Origin of the sequence: Bacillus sp. FSL K6-3458 (assembly GCF_038005045.1) — a bacterium.
Taxonomy (GTDB): Bacteria; Bacillota; Bacilli; order Bacillales; family Bacillaceae; genus Bacillus; species Bacillus altitudinis.
On sequence record NZ_JBBOSI010000001.1, the window covers coordinates 1,469,527 to 1,487,677 of the forward strand.

General features: G+C 40.6%; 21 protein-coding genes. 19 read left to right on the plus strand and 2 right to left on the minus strand.

The window, feature by feature from the left end; all coding sequences use genetic code 11:
- The first annotated feature begins 14 nt into the window (after positions 1-14).
- From MHH23_RS07730 to MHH23_RS07815, 18 genes are all read left to right on the plus strand, one after another.
- Positions 15-1,310, plus strand: coding sequence for a phage major capsid protein (locus tag MHH23_RS07730; RefSeq protein ID WP_340959231.1), 1,296 nt, complete (start codon positions 15-17; stop codon positions 1,308-1,310).
- Positions 1,311-1,336: 26 nt separating this feature from the next.
- Positions 1,337-1,780, plus strand: coding sequence for a collagen-like protein (locus MHH23_RS07735; RefSeq protein WP_340959232.1), 444 nt, complete (start codon positions 1,337-1,339; stop codon positions 1,778-1,780).
- 12 nt (positions 1,781-1,792) lie between these two features.
- Positions 1,793-2,095 carry a head-tail connector protein gene (locus MHH23_RS07740; RefSeq protein WP_099682823.1) on the plus strand — a complete coding sequence of 101 codons (303 nt, stop codon included), beginning with the start codon at positions 1,793-1,795 and terminating at the stop codon, positions 2,093-2,095.
- Complete coding sequence (locus tag MHH23_RS07745; RefSeq protein WP_178930498.1) at positions 2,085-2,399, plus strand: phage head closure protein; 315 nt, start codon at positions 2,085-2,087, stop codon at positions 2,397-2,399. Before MHH23_RS07740 ends, MHH23_RS07745 begins: the two co-directional genes overlap by 11 nt.
- Complete coding sequence (locus tag MHH23_RS07750) at positions 2,399-2,803, plus strand: HK97-gp10 family putative phage morphogenesis protein (protein ID WP_178930382.1); 405 nt, start codon at positions 2,399-2,401, stop codon at positions 2,801-2,803. The genes MHH23_RS07745 and MHH23_RS07750 overlap by 1 nt, the downstream gene beginning before the upstream one ends.
- Complete coding sequence (gp17, locus tag MHH23_RS07755) at positions 2,800-3,198, plus strand: tail completion protein gp17 (protein ID WP_220554100.1); 399 nt, start codon at positions 2,800-2,802, stop codon at positions 3,196-3,198. The genes MHH23_RS07750 and gp17 overlap by 4 nt, the downstream gene beginning before the upstream one ends.
- A 2-nt stretch (positions 3,199-3,200) precedes the next feature.
- Positions 3,201-3,815 (plus strand): major tail protein, encoded by a 615-nt coding sequence (locus tag MHH23_RS07760; RefSeq protein ID WP_340959236.1) that lies wholly within the window; start codon positions 3,201-3,203, stop codon positions 3,813-3,815.
- 56 nt (positions 3,816-3,871) lie between these two features.
- Complete coding sequence (gene gpG, locus MHH23_RS07765; RefSeq protein WP_017358183.1) at positions 3,872-4,234, plus strand: phage tail assembly chaperone G; 363 nt, start codon at positions 3,872-3,874, stop codon at positions 4,232-4,234.
- Between the two features lie 182 nt (positions 4,235-4,416).
- Positions 4,417-8,862: a phage tail tape measure protein gene (locus MHH23_RS07770; RefSeq protein ID WP_340959238.1), complete on the plus strand. Its 4,446-nt coding sequence runs from the start codon at positions 4,417-4,419 to the stop codon at positions 8,860-8,862.
- Positions 8,862-9,698 carry a phage tail domain-containing protein gene (locus MHH23_RS07775; RefSeq protein WP_340959239.1) on the plus strand — a complete coding sequence of 279 codons (837 nt, stop codon included), beginning with the start codon at positions 8,862-8,864 and terminating at the stop codon, positions 9,696-9,698. Before MHH23_RS07770 ends, MHH23_RS07775 begins: the two co-directional genes overlap by 1 nt.
- A gap of 11 nt (positions 9,699-9,709) precedes the next feature.
- Complete coding sequence (locus MHH23_RS07780) at positions 9,710-11,458, plus strand: phage tail spike protein (RefSeq protein ID WP_340959240.1); 1,749 nt, start codon at positions 9,710-9,712, stop codon at positions 11,456-11,458.
- A 35-nt stretch (positions 11,459-11,493) separates the two neighbouring features.
- Positions 11,494-13,398 carry a right-handed parallel beta-helix repeat-containing protein gene (locus MHH23_RS07785; protein WP_340959241.1) on the plus strand — a complete coding sequence of 635 codons (1,905 nt, stop codon included), beginning with the start codon at positions 11,494-11,496 and terminating at the stop codon, positions 13,396-13,398.
- A gap of 11 nt (positions 13,399-13,409) precedes the next feature.
- Positions 13,410-13,667, plus strand: coding sequence for a hypothetical protein (locus MHH23_RS07790; protein ID WP_340959242.1), 258 nt, complete (start codon positions 13,410-13,412; stop codon positions 13,665-13,667).
- Entirely contained in the window at positions 13,664-15,019 is a 1,356-nt protein-coding gene (locus tag MHH23_RS07795) for a BppU family phage baseplate upper protein (RefSeq protein ID WP_340959243.1), read from the plus strand. Before MHH23_RS07790 ends, MHH23_RS07795 begins: the two co-directional genes overlap by 4 nt.
- Positions 15,020-15,033: 14 nt before the next feature.
- Positions 15,034-15,324, plus strand: a complete 291-nt coding sequence (locus tag MHH23_RS07800) for a hypothetical protein (protein ID WP_340959245.1) — start codon at positions 15,034-15,036, stop codon at positions 15,322-15,324.
- Positions 15,321-15,500, plus strand: coding sequence for an XkdX family protein (locus MHH23_RS07805; RefSeq protein ID WP_340959247.1), 180 nt, complete (start codon positions 15,321-15,323; stop codon positions 15,498-15,500). Before MHH23_RS07800 ends, MHH23_RS07805 begins: the two co-directional genes overlap by 4 nt.
- A gap of 44 nt (positions 15,501-15,544) precedes the next feature.
- Positions 15,545-15,961 (plus strand): phage holin family protein, encoded by a 417-nt coding sequence (locus tag MHH23_RS07810; protein ID WP_340959248.1) that lies wholly within the window; start codon positions 15,545-15,547, stop codon positions 15,959-15,961.
- A gap of 44 nt (positions 15,962-16,005) precedes the next feature.
- A complete protein-coding gene (locus tag MHH23_RS07815) occupies positions 16,006-16,821 on the plus strand; it encodes an N-acetylmuramoyl-L-alanine amidase (RefSeq protein WP_340959250.1) in 816 nt (271 codons plus the stop codon).
- Between the two features lie 73 nt (positions 16,822-16,894).
- Here MHH23_RS07815 and MHH23_RS07820 read toward each other — a convergent pair whose 3' ends face one another.
- Complete coding sequence (locus tag MHH23_RS07820) at positions 16,895-17,050, minus strand: Arm DNA-binding domain-containing protein (RefSeq protein ID WP_161796774.1); 156 nt, start codon at positions 17,048-17,050, stop codon at positions 16,895-16,897.
- A gap of 237 nt (positions 17,051-17,287) precedes the next feature.
- Between MHH23_RS07820 and MHH23_RS07825 the strand changes: the two genes are divergently transcribed.
- Positions 17,288-17,752, plus strand: coding sequence for a hypothetical protein (locus MHH23_RS07825; protein WP_340959251.1), 465 nt, complete (start codon positions 17,288-17,290; stop codon positions 17,750-17,752).
- Positions 17,753-17,924: 172 nt separating this feature from the next.
- On the opposite strand, the gene MHH23_RS07830 is transcribed toward MHH23_RS07825, so the two are convergent.
- Positions 17,925-18,116 (minus strand): hypothetical protein, encoded by a 192-nt coding sequence (locus MHH23_RS07830; RefSeq protein WP_340959253.1) that lies wholly within the window; start codon positions 18,114-18,116, stop codon positions 17,925-17,927.
- Positions 18,117-18,151: the final 35 nt, after the last annotated feature.

Consider the following 18,151-nt stretch of genomic DNA (forward strand, 5'->3'; position numbering starts at 1 on the left):
AAGGAGGAAAATCTATGCCAGTAACGATGAGTAAAGAGGAACGTCAGCTGCGTCAGAAGTTTGCACAGAAAAAACAAGAAGCTAGAAATTTACTAAGTGAAGGAAAAAACGAAGAAGCACGTTCTATGCTAGATGAGGCAAAGTCTTTACAAAAGAGAATTGAAATGATGTCTGAGGAAAGAGAACTCGATGCACCAGAAATTGAAGACCGACATTATGTCCCAGAACAGAAAAGAGATCCTGAATCTGATTCTCCTGATGAAGAGCGCAGCTTAACAGGAACGCAAGAATATAGAAATGCATGGTTCAAGGTCTTGACTGGTCGTGATGATGAATTAGGTAACGAAGAAAGAAAGATGCTGCAGGAAGTTCTAAAAGAAAACAGACAACTTTCATCCAACAGTGATAAGGATGGCGGGTATACAGTACCGGATGACATTTCAAAACAGATAATTAAGTCCATTCAAGAATTAAATTCTGTTCGTAACTTGGTACGGGTTGTACCAAAGACGGCCCCAGCAGGTAGCTATCCAGTAAGAAAGGGTGCTGCAGGGAAGTTATATAACATTGCTGAAAAAGAAGCGATCAAAGAACTCAAAAATATGGAGTTCGACCAAATCACATACAACGTCAAAAAATTTGCTGGCTTTTTGCCTATCCCAAACGAATTATTGAATGATTCTTTCATTAATTTTGTGAGGGAGATTGTAGAATGGCTCTCTGAATCTGCAACTGTAACTGAAAATGATGAAGTCTTCTATGGAAAAGGCGGAGAAAACAACGTAGAGGGGATTATAACAAGCAAAAAATATAAATCTCTCAAAGCTCCTTCTCTAATTACAATTAAGTTTTTGAGAAAAGTTAAAAACCAAATCAAAAGAGGCTATCGAAAAAATGCAAAATGGGTGATGAATACAGAGGCATTTGAAACGTTAGCAAACATTGAAGATAAAAACGGCCGCGGGATTTTAGCCGAGGACCCGCGCAATGAGGATAGCTTCCTACTATTCGGTAGACCTGTTGAAGTGTATGACGAGATTGTCACAGACGATAAACAAAAAACTCATATTCTATTCGGTGATTTTAAAAATGCATACTTTATGTTTGATCGTCAAAAATTCGAGATCAAATCAACTGACATCGGCTCAGATGCATTCCTAACAGATCAAACATATTTCAGAGGTATTGAACGATTTGACGGAAAAGTAGTTGATCCAGAAGCCGCAGTTATTGTTACTGATTTAGTTGTAGGTGAGGAAGCAGAAGTGGAAACACCTTCTGAAGATAAGTCCGTAGACGCTGGAAAATAAGAAAAATTGAAAGGAATTGATTTATCATGGCTAAAGATTTTTTGAATGAAAGTAATGGAGTATACACATCTGCAGAGGCTGGGCCTGACGGTAAACCTATCACGCCTGTTTCTATCAGAGACAACAGCGAAGAAAATCCTCTTATTGTTAAGGGATTGAAAGGTGATCCTGGTGAACAAGGTCCTCAAGGTCCTCAAGGTCCAAAAGGTGAAAAAGGGGATCAAGGAGAGCAGGGGCCGAAAGGTGAAAAAGGGGATCAAGGAGAGCAGGGGCCGAAAGGTGATAAGGGTGACGATGCAGTAATTGAGGCTGGCTCAATTAAAAATGAACATTTAGGTGATGGTTCAGTTAATTCCCGGACAATCGGGAAAGGTAGTGTCAAATGGGACAATATCAATTCAGAAGTACAGAAAATGATCACTGACCTTCAAGAAAAAGTCGAAGCAATAGAAAACCCAAAATCTGAATAAAGGTGATGCCGGATGACTGAGGCAGAGCAAAAAGAGCTTGAAAAAGCGAAAAAATACCTCCGCATTGATGGTGATGCGGAGGATGATTTGATTTTACATTTCATCGCTGCAGCAAAAGAGTACATTACGAATGCAACGGGTTTAAAATTCCCTAACAATTTAGCGCAAGCAGAGTTAGCGGTCATGTCATTTACAACTCACTGGTATGAGAATAGGCAAATATCCGGCACGACATCAAATCTTGACGGGGTGCTCACAACAATGGTCAATCAACTCAAATACTTGGTTGTGGACGGTGAAAAAGATGCTGAATGACATGAGACACCGCATTCAGTTTCAGCAGAAAAATGAAAAGAACCGTTTGCCTGTCGATGGTGACAATGGCTGGGAAACTGTGGTAGAGTGCTGGGCAAAAGCAGAGGGATTAAAAGGTGCTGAATATTATGCTGCAGCCGCTATACAAAAAGAACATACAATCAAATTCACCATACGCCACAGGGAAGATATCGACGAGCACATGAGACTCCTATTCCAAGGGAAAACTTATGAAATTGAGTCTATATTACCGAATTATTCAAGGCTTCATTTTCTTACAGTGAGGGCAAAGGCGGTGACGTGATGTTTAACCTGCAAATTGACGGCTTAGAGGAATTAGAAAACGCCATTGGAAACATGCAAAGAAAAGTAAGCAAAATGCATAAAGAAGCTCTCACAGCTGGCGCAACAGTGATAAAAGATGAACTTCACCCAAATACACCGAGATCAGACAAGGACCAAAAACACATGCAGGATGATCTTGATATTACCCGGCTACGCACTGATGGTGACGGAGTGAAATATGTGGCTGTTGGTTGGCCGAAATCCAAGTCACGTAAGGACACACAATGGAGAATACACTTTCCTGAATTCGGCACCTTACATCAGCCTGCGCAAAAATTCTTTACGAGAACTGTCGAACAGAAATGGGATGAGGCTATACGAAGAGTAGCAGATAAATACCGACAGGCGCTGAGTAAATTATGATCAACCAAAACTTAATAAGGCGTGCAGATACTTGCAAAAATGCCATTTTTGAAGCGTTGGAGAATGATCCAGCGCTTTTGTCTTTAATAGACAAAGGTGACATCTATGAGCTTGCGGTGCCAGAGGGTACAAAGTCGAGTCCGCCGTATGTCGTGCTGCAAGAAATCAACTACAAACCGATCAAATGGGCTGATAACAGACCCATACAAGATAACGCAACCTATCAAATAGATGTTTATCACAATGCCGATCCACAACCCATTATAGCTGCGATTGGTGATGTGATGGAGCGTTTAGATTTTGCGCCAACTATACCTATCAATGACTTTTTAGAGAAAGAGCGATTGATAAGAAAAGGGTATCGTTTTGAAAAAAATATAATACTAGGAGGCTAACTATGACTGAGTACAGTTCAGTAACTGGTCTAAAAAACGCTCGTTTTGCACCTCTGCAAAAACAAGGTAAATTCTATGTTCCAACCGAGGTTTTAAAATACGAATATGCAATGAATATGAAAGTGGAAACTGAAACATCAACTGAAAAGCAGTATGCAGATGACAAACTGGTTGATTTGGTTGTTTCTACTGGTTCTACAAAACTAGAAATCGAAATGCGAGATCTCCCGATGGAAATCCTTGCGAAGCTGCTAGGCATTGAGGCTGACAAGAACGGATTGTACTTGTTCAAGAAGAACATTATCCCTCCGTGGGTCGCAATGACGTTTGAAGGTCCGAAAGCAAATGGGAAATCTCGTCATGTCGGTTTAGTAAAAGGGCGTTTTTCTCTGCCGGGCGATGAATGGAAGACGAAGGAAGAAAAGACAGATTTCCAAACGGTTAAATTGTCAGCTGAATTTGTTGATCGTGAGCAGGATGACCTTTTCAAAGTTGTCACGGATGAAGATGCTGATAACTTTAATCTTGATGCTTTTTACAAGACTGTTTTTGGTGATGCATACAAAGATGACCAGACAGAAAACAGCAGCAGCGTTGATATTGGAAAAGGTGCTTAAGAGGGCTGAAAAGCTCTCTTTTTTAATTGGAAAACAAAAAATAAGGGGGAGTCACTATGACTCAGAAAAGAATCACTATCAAATTATGGTCTGATGCAGAACAAAAAGAAAAAACCTATGTAGCGCCACGCACAAGTGCTAAAACACTTCTAGATGCTTTGCGTTTGAATAAAAAGGCCGAGGATACAGCTGAGGATTTGGAAAAAAGTATCAAAGTATTAGAAGAACAAATTAAATTCATGGTTGATATTTTTGGGAAACAGTTTACTTATGATGAATTTGCAGAAGGATTGCAGTCATTTGAAATTTCTGCTGAAATCAGTCGCGTGTTGGCCGAAGTAGTTGGTTATAAAAAAATTGATGAAGAAGATCCTGATTTTTTGCAACCGACGGAGACTGGAGCTACGAGCGAGCAATAAACCAAATGCAGAATATTTATAAACAGCTCCTAGAACAGGGGTGGAGAATGAAAGAAATTGATGAAATGGACATTTATCATTTCTTAGAATTGAACGCTGAATCGAGCAAAACAAAAGAAGTAACGATTGATCAAATATTCTAAGTCTTGAAATCCACGTCAGGGAAGCGGGGTGGTACATAAATGACTCAAGCAATTGGCAATATGGTCGCCAAAGTTAATCTGGATGATTCGGGTTTTAATAGAGGTATAACAGGTCTTCAAAGGCAAATGCGTCTTGCTAATTCTGAATTTAAAGCGGCTACTGAAATTTATAAGAATACTGGCAACAGGGCAAAAGAATTACAATCAAAAGTTGATGGACTTAACAACAAATATCGTCTTCAAGGGCGAATTGTTCAAGAACATCGAAAACGATATGAACAACTTGTCCGGGAAAAGGGTCGTGATGCACGAGAAACACAAATACACGCCCGGAAATTAAATGATTCTATTGCAGTTCATCAGAAATTAGAAAAGGAATTGCGACAGGTATCTAAAGAATTTGAGCATTTGCAAAGCACCGGCAATAAAGCAGCTGGTGTTTTTTCTGTTTTTAAGAAGAACGCTGGGGAAGTATCAGAAGAGTTACAATCTGTCTACTCTGCTGCGGGAATGGCAGGGAAGGCATTAACAGGTATCGGTGTAGCAGGCACCGTCGCAATTGGCGGCGCAGTTAAAGTGGCCGCAGACTTTGAAAAGGCTATGAGCAGGGTCGGTGCTGTGGCGAATGCATCGAATGACGAGATGGACCGTCTTACAGAAACGGCGCGTCATTTGGGGGCTACGACACAATTTACAGACGGACAAGTTGCCGAAGGAATGCAGTACCTTGCAATGGCTGGTTATAAGACAAATAACATTATCGGCGCCATGCCGGGCTTGCTTGCTACTGCGGCAGCAGGGCAAACAGATTTAGGTGTAACAGCAGATATTGTATCTGACATCCTCACAGAGTTTCATATTGCTGCAGAAGATACAAACCGGGTAGCAGATGCAATGACCTACACGTTCACCAATTCAAACGCCACACTCCAACAGATTGGACAGACAATGAAATACGCTGGCCCTGCGGCAAAAACTGCAGGTGTCAGCATGGAAGAGTTAGCGGCCGCAACAGGTATCATGGCGAACAGTGGAATCAAGGCAGATATGGCAGGTACTGCATTACGATCCACATTAACAAGGCTTGCGGCACCTCCCAAGCCAGCTGGTAACGCAATACATGAGCTTGGCCTGAGTATTACTGACGCAAACGGCCGCATGAAACCTTTATCAAACATCATAGATCAGATTAACGACAAGACGAAAAACTATACGGAAACCGAAAAAATCCGTATCGCAAAGCAATTGGCTGGTCAGCATGCCTTATCTGGTTTTATCACTTTGCTTCATGCGGGCGGTGATAAGATCGACAAATTCACCAAACAGATAGAAAACAGTGGCGGTGTCGCTGGAAAAGTGGCAAAAGGTCAAATGGACAACCTTGCTGGGTCAATGGAGTACCTCAAATCCGCAGCAAATAACGCTGTCATTTCATTAGGAAATCAATTTATTCCAGTGATTCGATCCACAACAGATGTGTTAACAAAAGTTGTGAATTGGTTTGATCACCTGCCTCCTTCTGTTATGCAAACAATTGCCGTGACTGGCGCAGCTGTAACAGCTTTCAGTCTTTTAGGTGGAGCTTCTTTATTGTTATTGAGTGCCATTCCTAGAATGGCCGAAGGATGGAGAGTGCTTAGAACTGCTGGCACATATCTGACAGGCACTGTCAGAGGATCATCAGCAAGTCTAGGAGTATATACGACACAAGTTACTGCAGCGGGTGTGGCTTCGCGAACTGCAGCAACTGGTATCAATACAGCTGCAGCATCAACGGCCGTTATGTCCACTCGTATGGGACGTTTACAACAAAACACTGGTCTAGCGACTACACGCATGGGCCGTCTAAATCAAACGGCCACAAGAACATCAAGGTCAATGCGTGGTCTTGGTGGTGCCTCACGTATTGCTGGTGGCGGTTTAATGATGTTTGGTGGGCCAATGGGTATGATTGGCGGTCTTGCGCTCTCTTTTCTTCCTGAGATACTTAAATTTGGTAAAGGTATAGTCATGGCAGGAGTAAACGCCGTAAAAGGCGCAGGAGGATTTCTGAAACTTGCAAAGGGTGGTTTTGACCTGTTTAACATCCTCAAAAAAGGCGCAGGTGTTGTGAGTTTGCTTAGAGGCGGCTTGTCGTTGCTTGGTGGTCCAGTTGGGTTATTGATAACAGGGGTCACGCTTTTAGGTGAAGCAGGGTTTAAATACTATGACAACCTGCAAAAACGAGTCTTACCAGCAACAATTGATTTTGGCGATAAAGTTTCTGAATCCACTTCGAAAGCTGTAAATGCTTATTCGGATATGGAGACAAAAGCCAATGCAAAGCTAGACAGCCTGTATCTCAATCAAACGAAGATTACGGATAAGATAGCTGACAATATGAATAAGCGATTTTCAAAAATGGCTGACACCATAAAAAAAGGCTATCAAGATAGTGCTGACAAGTCTCTTGACGTTTTAGGAGATTTCTATTCAAAGAATAATTCACTTAAAAAGAAAGATGAGGAAAACATCCTCAATAAAATCAAAACAGGCAATGAAAAGAAGCAGAAGCAAATAGAAAAGTACGAGAGCCGAGTCAAAAAAATATATGACAAAGCAGCAAAAGAACATCGATCGCTCACCCAAAAAGAATGGGATGAAGTCAAGGGCATTACTCAAAAGATGAGTAAAGAAGTTGAAACGGCTCTGACAAAGAGCAAAGATGAGCAAACACTCATTTCTAAAAAGCTAAAAGAAGAATCGTCTACTTTGTCTGCAAAGCAAGCTGCCGCAACGGTGAAAAATAGTAAATCCGCAAAAGACAAAGTCGTTAGTAATGCTGAAAAACAATACAAAGCAGTTGTGAAAGCTGCAGATGACCAGTATTACGTCAAAGGTACTATTACCAAAAAGGAACATGATGCTACTGTAAAAGCAGCGGAAAAACAAAAAGAAAAAACAATAAATGAAGCTGAAAAAAGTCATAAGGGCGTTGTAAAAGAAGCGAAAAAACAGGCTGCAGGACATATCGAGCAAGTTGATTGGGAGACTGGTGAAGTTCTCGGCGCTTGGGATACGTTTCTTGTGGATTTAGCAGGTGTGGTCAATACCATTACTGGTGGTATCAATAAGGTTTTAGAATTTATGAATATACCAACAATTCCTGAGTGGAAACCAAGTGGACATAATGGGAAGAAAAAGGCCATGAATGTTGCACCCGGTAAGGCATATGCGAAAGGTACTGACTATCACCCCGGAGGTCGTGCGCTTGTCGGTGAGGAAGGATATGAGCTTGCTCATTCTCCGGGTATTGGGACATATATGGTCGGCGTTGGTGGCCCTCAAATTTGGGATTTGCCACGCGGGACATCAGTCCTTCCTCATGATCAGACCAAAAAAATCACTTCGCAGGGTTTGCCGGGTTATGCTGGCGGCGTTGGTGATTTCTTTAAAAAAGGCGTTAAAAAAGCTGGTGAAGTAGTCGGCAAGGTGAAAGATTTTGGATCAGATATTTTTGACCTTGTGATGGCCGGACCAAAGAAAATTATCAGCAATATATTCGGTGGTCTTATCCCATTTAAAACTGGTAAAGGGATAGACGGGCTTGGGACAGGTATTTTAAAGACAATTAAAAAAGGCGCTTTAGGATTTCTAACAAAATCGTTAGGTGATTTTGGAGGAGAAGGAGGATCATTCAAAGGTGTAGGGGGTAGTGCTGCAGTCAAAAAGTGGGTTGCACAAGCCATCAGCATCACTGGAATTTCTCCATCCTATGCAAAAGCATTAGAAACCATTGCTATGAAGGAATCAAGCGGAAACCCTACACTTGTTAACAGGTGGGATAGTAACGCCAGAGCTGGACATCCGTCACAAGGGCTTATGCAGTTTATACCAAGCACATTTGCTGCTTATAAAAAGCCCGGATATGGAAACATCAAACATCCAGTTCATCAAATTGTTGCCGCGATTAACTATCTAAACAAGCGTTATGGCGGTATCTATAACCATCCGGGATTAAAATCTATGGCACGCGGTGGCCCTTACATCGGTTATGCATCTGGTGGTGTCATTGACAATCATCAAATTGCGCAGCTAGGGGAGAACGGCTGGCGAGAATATGCAATCACGACTGAGCCTAAGTATCGTAAACGCTCTTTACAGTTATACTCTAACCTCGGTAAAGAGCTTGGAGTGCCTAGTTTTGGAGATGGTATGATCTCCACGGCTTTACAGATGCTTGATCGCATTAGTAACAAAGCAGACAAGTCTCAGAGCAGGCAGCAAGACGGCTCTGACATGAGACAAATGATCGAGAACCAAAACAAACAAATTGGTCTGATGGCTCAACAAATAGACCTGCTGTCTCAAGGGTTAATGATGATGCAAAAAGGCTTTGAACAATTAATTTCAAAAGATAGCAACAACTATATGGACGGTCGAAAGCTTGATCAAACGACAGGTGAACGTTTTAGAAAAGAAGCATTTATGAGTGGGGTGAGGTAATGGAGTTATATATTGATTTTAACAATGGATTGGGTGAGCAAAGTCTAAATGACTTGCTTCCTCATCTCCATCCGTTAAGCCTGACACCTGCCTCACCAATTGTTGAATTTGAGACAGTGTCATTGCCACGGATTAACGGTATTGTACTTCCGCAACATCCACGGGATGTGAAGTACAAAGAAAGACCTATCCAAGTAGAAATATACATGAACTCTATAATAGCTGAGAATTTTTACAGCTATAGAAGTGAGCTATATGCTTTATTGGTGAAACCGTACCCATATTATATTTCTTGCGATTTATTCCCAAACAGGCGCTTTTTGGTGACTTGTGATGGGAATTTTTCAGTTCCAAAGGAAAAAGAAAAGAACTATGTTGTTTTTAGTGTTGAATTCAATGATGTTTTGGGTGCTGCTGAATCAAAATACACTTCATTGAATCCGCAGATGTTTGACGGTGAGTTATGGAGTCCGGGGATGAACATTGGAATGCGAGACGAACCACAATATTCATTCAAAAATAAGGATAGATTTAGCGTTTTTAACATAGGCCATTTTGCAATTAACCCTTTGAGACATGACTACCAAGTCTCTTTAAGGGCAAAAGGTAAAAATGTCACTATCATTAATCGAACGACAGGCGAGAAATTAAAAATTGAAGGTGAACTAAAAAAGTCTCAAAAGGTGTCCTTTATAAAACAATATACTGTTGTCGGCAAGAAACGCCTCAAGACATCTGGTAGACTTCCATCACTTGATATCGGCAGAAATGACTTTGAAATTCAAAACGCAAGTGACATTGAAATTGTGTTTGACACAAGGTTCTATTATGCATAAGGAGGGATGACATGGCTGCGGTTGACTTTATCAAGAAATTAGCACCGGGAGCGAAAAAGGTCCAAAAAAAATACAAGGTGCTTGCAAGCCTTGTCATCGCTCAAGGCTGTCTTGAGAGTGGTTTCGGATCAAGCGATCTATCTAAACAGGCCTATAACCTTTTTGGAATTAAAGGGACTTATAACGGCAAATACGTGTTGATGTGGACTAAAGAGCAGGATAAACAAGGGAACGAAACCAGAGTACAAGCACCATTTAGAAAGTACCCGTCTTTTGCCGAAAGTCTTGAAGATTTGGGGAGTCTTTACACTAGGCTCAGTCGGTATAAGGCAGTGGTTGGAGAAAAAGACTATCAAAAGGCTACTGCTGCTGTTGCAAAAGGTGGTTACGCCACTGACATCAACTATGCAATGAAATTAAACAGCATAATCTTCACTTACAAACTCACACAATATGATAATGATGATGGTCTACCAGAGGAACCGAGTGAACCAGAAACACCGACTGGCCCTGATTACCCAAGCAGGGAATACGATGGGGTAGACATACCACTCAATCAAAATTTGCCGTCTGATGTGGATTTTCCACAGCTGCATGTTTCAAGCAAGGATGGAAAGGATGTCATAGAGATCACTGGTGTGTCTGTGGACTTCACAGCCGATCCAACAGGTAAAAAAACGTTCAGTTTTACATTGCCGCGCACGCAGGAAAATGCCGCAGAGTTTGAGCTGTTGGTTGTGGACAACATTTTATATCTTGATGAAAAGAAATATAATCATCAGAAATACTACATTACAAATGTGAGTCTACATCAAGAAAATGGAATGCTAACAAAAACGGTTACTGCTGCACATATCTTCTCAGTCCTGTTGATTAATAACAGAATCGAAAAAACAGTTTCTAAGAAATTAAGCGTTAAAGAGGCGCTTGATATTGCACTTAAAGGAACTGATTTTAAATACGTTATCCACGCAAAAGATGGAGAAATTCCAGCTGCGGAGCAGGAGAACTTCGGTGAGAAGAATTCCACAGAACTTATGGATGAAATCATCGAAGATTATGACATAGAGTTAGACGTGGATAATTACAAAATCCATGTTTACAAAAAGATGGGCCGAGAAATAGACTTTGTGCTTGATAGTCGCTATAACATGCCGGGTATAACAATTACGACAGATTTCCAGAATTGTACCACTCGTGCATGGGGATACGGCGCACAAAAAGAAACAGAGGCTGTCTCTCAATCAAAGGATGACAAAACAACAGAAGATGAAAAAGAGGCGACGAATGATGAAGAGAAAGAGCCTGAGTATGTATTTGATCCAGTTCTTTATATTCATCCTGATGAAGATAAATTTCTCATTGAAGGAAAACCACGTTGGGCTGAGCCGATTAAAGATGAGAGGTACAAAAAATCTAGCAGCATCATTTCGGCCTTAAAGAAGCATGTAAATCCTTATCCTGAAATGACTGTAGAAGTTGAATTCAAAAAAATCTATGAACCGAAATTACTTGAAATTGAACAAGATTTTTGGTTAGGTGACACGATCCATGTCATTGCCGACACTGCAGACGGAATAACCTTCGAGGATGATTTGAGAGTTGTATCAATACAACATAACCCTCTCAATCCGTATAGTAGCCCAACGATAACGTTTGCGAACTTTCGCAAAGACATACAACGAATAACAGTAGATCAAGTAAAACAAGTGAAGAACTTACAACGATATATAAACGACATGCTCAAGACGCTTAGATAGGGTCTTTTAATTTTGCCAAAAAGGAGAGTGAGAAAATGGTAAGGCTGAGAAAAAACTATGATACTACTCGAAACTCAAGATATGCTCATCAATTAGGCGAAGATATGCAGAAGATCGAGGACAGCTTAAATGAAAACGCTGCTGATCTAACGAGACATAAAGAGAGTGATAGTGCTCATCTTTCAAGTCAAATCAAACATGGTTTATTTACGGTCGCTAATCAGTTGGACAATCTATGGTCGCGAGTAGTTAATTTGGTACTAAATCATGATGGTGATGATGTAAAAGAGGTGGTAGACACCCGTGTTGCCCTTGACGCAAGCATTCACAAAACTGTAAAAGACAGATTAGATTATGATTTTGGTTTGATCATAAGTCGCTTAGATCGACAGCCTGACATTAATGTACTTGATTTAGGCGCTGATCCAACTGGCAAATATGAATCCGCATTTGCGATTCAAGCAGCGTTAGACAGGGCTAAAAAAGGTAAAAGTGTCAGAGTGGTTGTGCCCCCGGGTGCTTACCGTCTAGGAGCGACGTTAGTCAATTGGGGTAATACCTGGTTCGATGCTAAGGGTGCCTATTTACTAAATTATCACGGCAAGACGATGATGACTAATGGAGATGGATCAGTAGATTACTTGGGTTATGAAGGAAATGGAAATATATACATTGACGGAGGGACTTGGGATTGCAGAGGAACAGAATTTAAAACTAAAAATAACTGTTTTTCCTTTGGTCATGGTAAAAACATCTTTGTTAGAAATTCAACTTTTAAGGATGTTAGCGGCTATCATGCCATTGAGTTTAACGCGTGCCAAAACTTTAAAGTGTTAAATTCAGATTTTTATGGATTTGTAGACCATGACGGATCAAGATATTTTTCTGAGGCAATTCAGGTTGACTTAGCTCAACGTAAAGAAGTATTCGGGGCTTTTGGTGCTTATGATTTTACCGTTTGTAAGGACGGTCTTGTTCAAGGGTGCAACTTCGGTAAATCTAACACACCAGGAACGCAAGCATGGCCACGAGGCGTGGGTTCTCATTCCTCTACAATCGGATATTGGCACGAAAATATCCGAGTCAAAGATTGCTTGTTTGAAGATATGGACGGTTGGGCCGTTAGGGGTTACAACTGGAATGTCACTGACATTAAAGATAACACCTTGCGAAATTGTAGATTTGGAATAACGGTAAGCGCCATTGATCCAGCAAATAAACACCATACGTTGAACAACAAATTTGAGCAAATGTCACGTTCACAGTCCTTTAGACATGTTCACGTCTCAGGTAACACGATATTAGACACAAGGGAAAACGAAGCGATTTATATTCGTGGTATTAACGACGAATCAGGATTTGTGAGAAATGTTAATATCCAAAACAACATTATTGATGGTGTTGGTGGTACAAACGAAGCTGGCATCAGATTGGATGCCATCAGAAATGGCATTGTATCGGGTAATCAGATTTCGAACACATCAGGAGATGGGGTTCTGATGAATGATTGCGTAGGAGTGACGGTATCAGGCACTAATCAAATTAGTTTTATCGGTCGGGATGGTATTGCAGCTTTCGGTGATTCTTCTGATTTAAGTATTACATCAAATATCGTAAGAAGACCTAAGCGATACGGCATTGAAATATCAGGCGTGCTTTTTGGTGAAGTTTCAGTTAACACTGTTACAGGAGCGGGACATGGTGAACATGGAAAGTATGAAGCCATTAGAATTGCAAACGGAGCAAGAGATATACTTCTTGCAGATAACAAGTGTCGATCTATATCAACATTAACGAAATTAGCAAGGGCGGGGATCTACATTACTTCCTCTGTTAAAGGAATTGTTAGACATGGAAACTATTGCAAGGGTGACTGGACAATCAGCGGCATCGTAGACAATTCTAAAAATCCAAAAACGGATGCAAAGGACGTGGCGTAGTGTATTTGATCATGGATAAAGATAGATTAGAAGTGGCTTCGGCTTTTGTGTCGGGGGAGGATGTCACTGCATATGACGAAGACGGAAATAGAATTGTGTCACTAGAAGGAATTAACGTTGACAACGTGTATTTAGAAGACGATGACGGACAAAGGGTTGAGTTCTCAAAAAGCGCGCCAGTGAGTCAAAGTGAAATAGAGGAAATGAGAAACCTTATTAAAACGCTGAATGATAAGGTTCTGCAGCTAGAAAAGGAGGGTAGGAAATGACCAATAAAATATACAAAAATGGTTCGCTGCCCTTTGTCATAGATGCTTATGATCAAAGCGTCTATGATTCTAAAATCATTTTTTCAACTCAAGATGTAGGCACAGCGAGACTTGTTTTTAAATTGCGTAAAGATGGTATGCCGTTACCTTTATCTGCAGTAGAAGGTAAGTTAGTTCTTTTGTTTTCTAATGGATCTAAACACATTAGGAATATCTCACTGTTGGACAAAATGGAAGGGATAGCAGAATACATTTTAAACGATGAAGAGATTAAGCTATATGGAAATGTTCAAGCTTCCTTAAATCTTTTCTACAGCAATGGTCAATCCCTTTCTGTACATGAGTTTACATTTTCAATAAAAAAGAACTTAATAGATGAAAATATTGTTCCAGCTGCAGAATATTACATCGACCATTTTGACTCGTTGAAATTAAAAATAGAGCAAAAATCAGCGGAGCTTGAAGCAGAAATAAAAAAGCGCACTGATGTAATGCAGGGAAACATTGATGAGATTACAAAAGACCTGAAGGTTCAGCTAAACAGGATGAAAGAGAAACTCGACGATATCGAGGCGCTTGAAACAAAAGAGGGTGCCAAAGCTAAAGTAGCCCAAGCGCTTGAAACAGCTAAAATATATGCGGATGTACATGCGGCAGACCAAAAAATACATGTGACCGAAGCGGATAAGGAAAAGTGGAATGAATCTCAGTTAGCAAAAATCACAATGGATAGTGGCAGAGTTTTTTATAGGAGCAGCTCAGAAGTTACCGACTATAACACAATAACTCAAACGGGCATGTACTTGATATACAATGCGGGTGTCAATGGTCCTCCGTCTTTCAATCGGGTGTTTTTGCTCGTTATGAGCTATGGCAACACTCTTGCTCAAATAGCATACGAGTCGGTTGCCGGTAAACAGGCCTATTTTCGATTCCGAAAAACAGATTCTGAAACATGGACGGCTTGGGAACGTCAGTTGACAGCATCCGATCTTGACGTAATATGGCAAAAGCCAACATTACAGCCTAGCTGGAAGCAATATGCGCCAGCAGATGGCAGTATTCATACGGTTAGATTTAGTAAAGACACATCTGGTGTCGTGGAAATCAAAGGCGCTGTTTACGGAGGGGTACTAGGTCTTGACACGCCAGTCTTTACTCTTCCAGCAGGGTATCGTCCGATGCAGTCTGAATATTTTGTTGGCATTGCGTCAAGCATTGGAACGCCGGGAGTGCCGCAAATTCATCGAACCTTTATCGGCACAGACGGCCGAGTATGTATACAGTCCAGTTCAAACACTTCAAACCCTGTTGAATTTTTATCATTTGGTTTTCGGTTTAGGACTAGGTAAGGAGGGAGAAAAAAATGTGGGTCTATAAATTTAATGATGAATTTATTTGGGAGGCTGGAGAGGAGATTTTAATTGATGAAGGCGAAGAAATCCCTACAGGATATACCGACATACAGCCGCCTAATGAGTTATACAAAGCGAAATTCGAGCCTAAAACCAAAACATGGAGCGAATCTGCAACTCAGGAGTATATAGACAGTTTTCAACCTGATCCACTTCCGCCAGATGATGTGACCTTGCTAAAAAAACATGTCGCTCTTCTTACACTGCAACTTTCGCAAATGCAGAAAGGCGGGGCATCATGATTTACCCAACGGCGGCCGACATTAAAGTATTTTGGGATTGGGGCGTTTACACTCTTGAGATCATGCGGGAGTATGTCGCATTAGAAGTAATAACAAAAGAAGAGTTTGAGCAGATCACAGGCGTTTCATTTGATAAGCCAGCTGTCTCAGTGGATTTAGGTTCTACAGCATCTTAACAGGTGCTTTTTATTTTGCCTTCTTGAAGGAGGTGATTAACGAAATGGAGGAAACGATAGTGTTTATAAACTTTGAAACTTTAGATTTAGCGAAGACTTATTTATTTGGCGGTGTGAAATTTTTGGACTTGCTCTTGCTGCTAAGCGTCATCGACGTTTTAACAGGAATCATTAAAGCATGGAAGATCGGCAAGCTACGCAGCCGTACGGCATGGTTCGGTTACGTTCGTAAAATGCTTAGTTTTGTTGTCGTGATTGTGGCTAACATCATTGATCAGATCATGGGCTTAAATGGAGTGCTGACCTTTGGGACAGTGCTTTTTTATATTGCAAATGAAGGTTTGTCTATCGTAGAGAACCTTGCACAGATCGGTGTGAAAATTCCAGCTTCCATCACTGACAGGCTTCATGTGATCGAAAACGATAGTCAAAAAGAAGAGGAAAAGAAAGCTGCTGAGTAACCGGCGGCTTTTTTCTATATAAAAAATGATTGGAGAGATTGAATATGACAAAGAAAATTATGCTTGATCCGGGACACGGCGGACACGATCCAGGCGCAGTAGCAAACGGGTTGAAAGAAAAAGACCTTGTACTAACTATCGCAAAGAAAACAAAAGCGATTCTTGAAAAGGTGTACGGGGCAACGGTCAAACTCACGCGTTCAACTGACGTTTATATTGATCTGTCTCAAAGAGCAAGACTAGCAAATAATTGGGGCGCTGACTATTTTGCATCCATCCATATCAATGCAGCTGGTGGCACAGGCTTTGAGTCGTTTCGTTACGACAAGTTATCTGCATCATCCAGCACTGGCAAGCAGCAAAAGGTTGTACATGATTCCATTTACAACAAGATCAAAGGAAAAATAGGAGACCGAGACCGTGGGACCAAGTCTAAAAACCTTGCTGTATTGAGAGAAACAAAAATGCCAGCGATTCTGACAGAGAATCTATTCATTGATCGTAAAGAAGATGCTACGCTGCTGAAACAAGATTCGTTCTTGAACCTATTGGCCGAGGGACACGCAGAAGGTATCGCGGCGGCCGTCGGTTTAAAAAAGGTTTCATCATCATCTAAAACAAGCCCTAAAAAAGAAACGACACCAAAGGGCGTTAAAATGGCCGTAGTGAAGCCGAATGCCGACGGATGGCTATGGGTCTATGATAAGCCGAAGTGGACAGCAAAGCACAAAAAAGTAAAGCCGGGTGAAGCATTTACGATTGATAAGACTGTGACGGTTAATGGATCGAAAATGTATAAACTGAAATCAGGACTGTACATCACTGCTGCCACGAAATACGTTCAGGTAAAACAAAAGTAAAATGAAAAGCCCTTCCTTATTGGAGGGGCTTTTTTGTTTGCACAATATTTTTCATCTTTTGAAATTCGTGAATCTAGAATTCTTTTACTCTTGCTTTAGCTGCTTTCATTGCTTCGTCTTTTGAAGCAAATCCTTTCCGAACGATCTTTTTTCTTTTCCCTGTTTCTCTATCCAGTGATTCAATGACATACGAAAAAGTGTTGTCTGCACACGGTTTCACACTAATCATGTTTCCCCTCCTGTTTCCGTCATATATTAATTTCATTTTACTAAAAGTTCCATATAAATCAACTGAACATGCGTATTAATTTAATTAAATCTAACAGCACAATTAATTTCAGTCTATTCAGGAGTTATAAAACTATATTACCAGCCTACTTGTTACAAACGGTTATTTGTAACTATGGAAATTACTGTATATTTTAAGTTATGCTTAACCTGTGATTACAAAGGGGAGGGTACGACTTTGAACAAAAAGTGGATATCTAGAATTTCTTTATCCATTGTAGCTGCGTTGGGTATCTCCTGTACGCTTGGAGAGTTTGCAGATGCAAAAGCTAATCAGCCACAATATGAACAAAAAACACCGTCTGAATCATTTACTAAAAACGATCCTGAATTATATCAAGGAGCGTTAGATCTTGGACTAACTGACAATGACATCTTTAAAATCGACAGTCTTTTCGACAAAGAAGATAAAGCCACAGTACATAATCCTATACTTGTTGTGATCGGTATAATTACTGGGATGACCGCAATTGTGGGGAGTGGATATGCTGCTGGTCGCTATATCGCCAATCAACTTTACAAGCGCAAGCAGTTAACGAAATCAACTTATAAAAAGCACAGATGGGGTTTCAGAGCAGCTTTAGTTCCAGTTATCGGAATTGCAGCTACATTCGGCTTTGATGACTACTATATGGATATTTAACATGTTTGAGTATATTTTGATTTTACTTATAGTTGCAACTTTGTTATTTACAGTCGTTGAGGTCTCAAAACTAAAGAAAGAAAATAAAATCCTCAAAAATGAAATTGAGGATTTAAAGAAAAACATAAACAAATAAAAATTGTTGGTCGTCCACCTGGGCGGCTATTTTCTTTTATTTAAACCGCCATTCCTGTTTCTCTTTATCCCATTCAAGTTCATTTCTTGACACAAGATTTTTAACTGCCTTACGAATCGCTGGCTCATCCTTGCCCGTTTTCCTTTTCAGATCCTCGATGGAGGGATTCTTTCTGAATCTGCTCATGTTGTAGATGATTCGATACAACTTTCTCTCAAGATCGGTCACGGCATACCCTCCTATAAAAATAGAATATATGTTCG

What these genes read in the sequence shown, in the direction of transcription:
- MHH23_RS07745 (WP_178930498.1), top strand. Translation starts at nt 2,085, where the DNA reads ATGCTGAATGACATGAGACACCGCATTCAGTTTCAGCAGAAAAATGAA.
- MHH23_RS07785 (WP_340959241.1), top strand. Translation starts at nt 11,494, where the DNA reads ATGGTAAGGCTGAGAAAAAACTATGATACTACTCGAAACTCAAGATAT.
- MHH23_RS07770 (WP_340959238.1), top strand. Translation starts at nt 4,417, where the DNA reads ATGACTCAAGCAATTGGCAATATGGTCGCCAAAGTTAATCTGGATGAT.
- MHH23_RS07780 (WP_340959240.1), top strand. Translation starts at nt 9,710, where the DNA reads ATGGCTGCGGTTGACTTTATCAAGAAATTAGCACCGGGAGCGAAAAAG.
- MHH23_RS07740 (WP_099682823.1), top strand. Translation starts at nt 1,793, where the DNA reads ATGACTGAGGCAGAGCAAAAAGAGCTTGAAAAAGCGAAAAAATACCTC.
- MHH23_RS07775 (WP_340959239.1), top strand. Translation starts at nt 8,862, where the DNA reads ATGGAGTTATATATTGATTTTAACAATGGATTGGGTGAGCAAAGTCTA.
- MHH23_RS07805 (WP_340959247.1), top strand. Translation starts at nt 15,321, where the DNA reads ATGATTTACCCAACGGCGGCCGACATTAAAGTATTTTGGGATTGGGGC.
- gpG (WP_017358183.1), top strand. Translation starts at nt 3,872, where the DNA reads ATGACTCAGAAAAGAATCACTATCAAATTATGGTCTGATGCAGAACAA.
- MHH23_RS07800 (WP_340959245.1), top strand. Translation starts at nt 15,034, where the DNA reads ATGTGGGTCTATAAATTTAATGATGAATTTATTTGGGAGGCTGGAGAG.
- MHH23_RS07810 (WP_340959248.1), top strand. Translation starts at nt 15,545, where the DNA reads ATGGAGGAAACGATAGTGTTTATAAACTTTGAAACTTTAGATTTAGCG.
- MHH23_RS07795 (WP_340959243.1), top strand. Translation starts at nt 13,664, where the DNA reads ATGACCAATAAAATATACAAAAATGGTTCGCTGCCCTTTGTCATAGAT.
- MHH23_RS07735 (WP_340959232.1), top strand. Translation starts at nt 1,337, where the DNA reads ATGGCTAAAGATTTTTTGAATGAAAGTAATGGAGTATACACATCTGCA.
- MHH23_RS07730 (WP_340959231.1), top strand. Translation starts at nt 15, where the DNA reads ATGCCAGTAACGATGAGTAAAGAGGAACGTCAGCTGCGTCAGAAGTTT.
- MHH23_RS07760 (WP_340959236.1), top strand. Translation starts at nt 3,201, where the DNA reads ATGACTGAGTACAGTTCAGTAACTGGTCTAAAAAACGCTCGTTTTGCA.
- MHH23_RS07790 (WP_340959242.1), top strand. Translation starts at nt 13,410, where the DNA reads ATGGATAAAGATAGATTAGAAGTGGCTTCGGCTTTTGTGTCGGGGGAG.
- MHH23_RS07815 (WP_340959250.1), top strand. Translation starts at nt 16,006, where the DNA reads ATGACAAAGAAAATTATGCTTGATCCGGGACACGGCGGACACGATCCA.
- MHH23_RS07820 (WP_161796774.1), bottom strand. Translation starts at nt 17,050, where the DNA reads ATGATTAGTGTGAAACCGTGTGCAGACAACACTTTTTCGTATGTCATT.
- gp17 (WP_220554100.1), top strand. Translation starts at nt 2,800, where the DNA reads ATGATCAACCAAAACTTAATAAGGCGTGCAGATACTTGCAAAAATGCC.
- MHH23_RS07750 (WP_178930382.1), top strand. Translation starts at nt 2,399, where the DNA reads ATGTTTAACCTGCAAATTGACGGCTTAGAGGAATTAGAAAACGCCATT.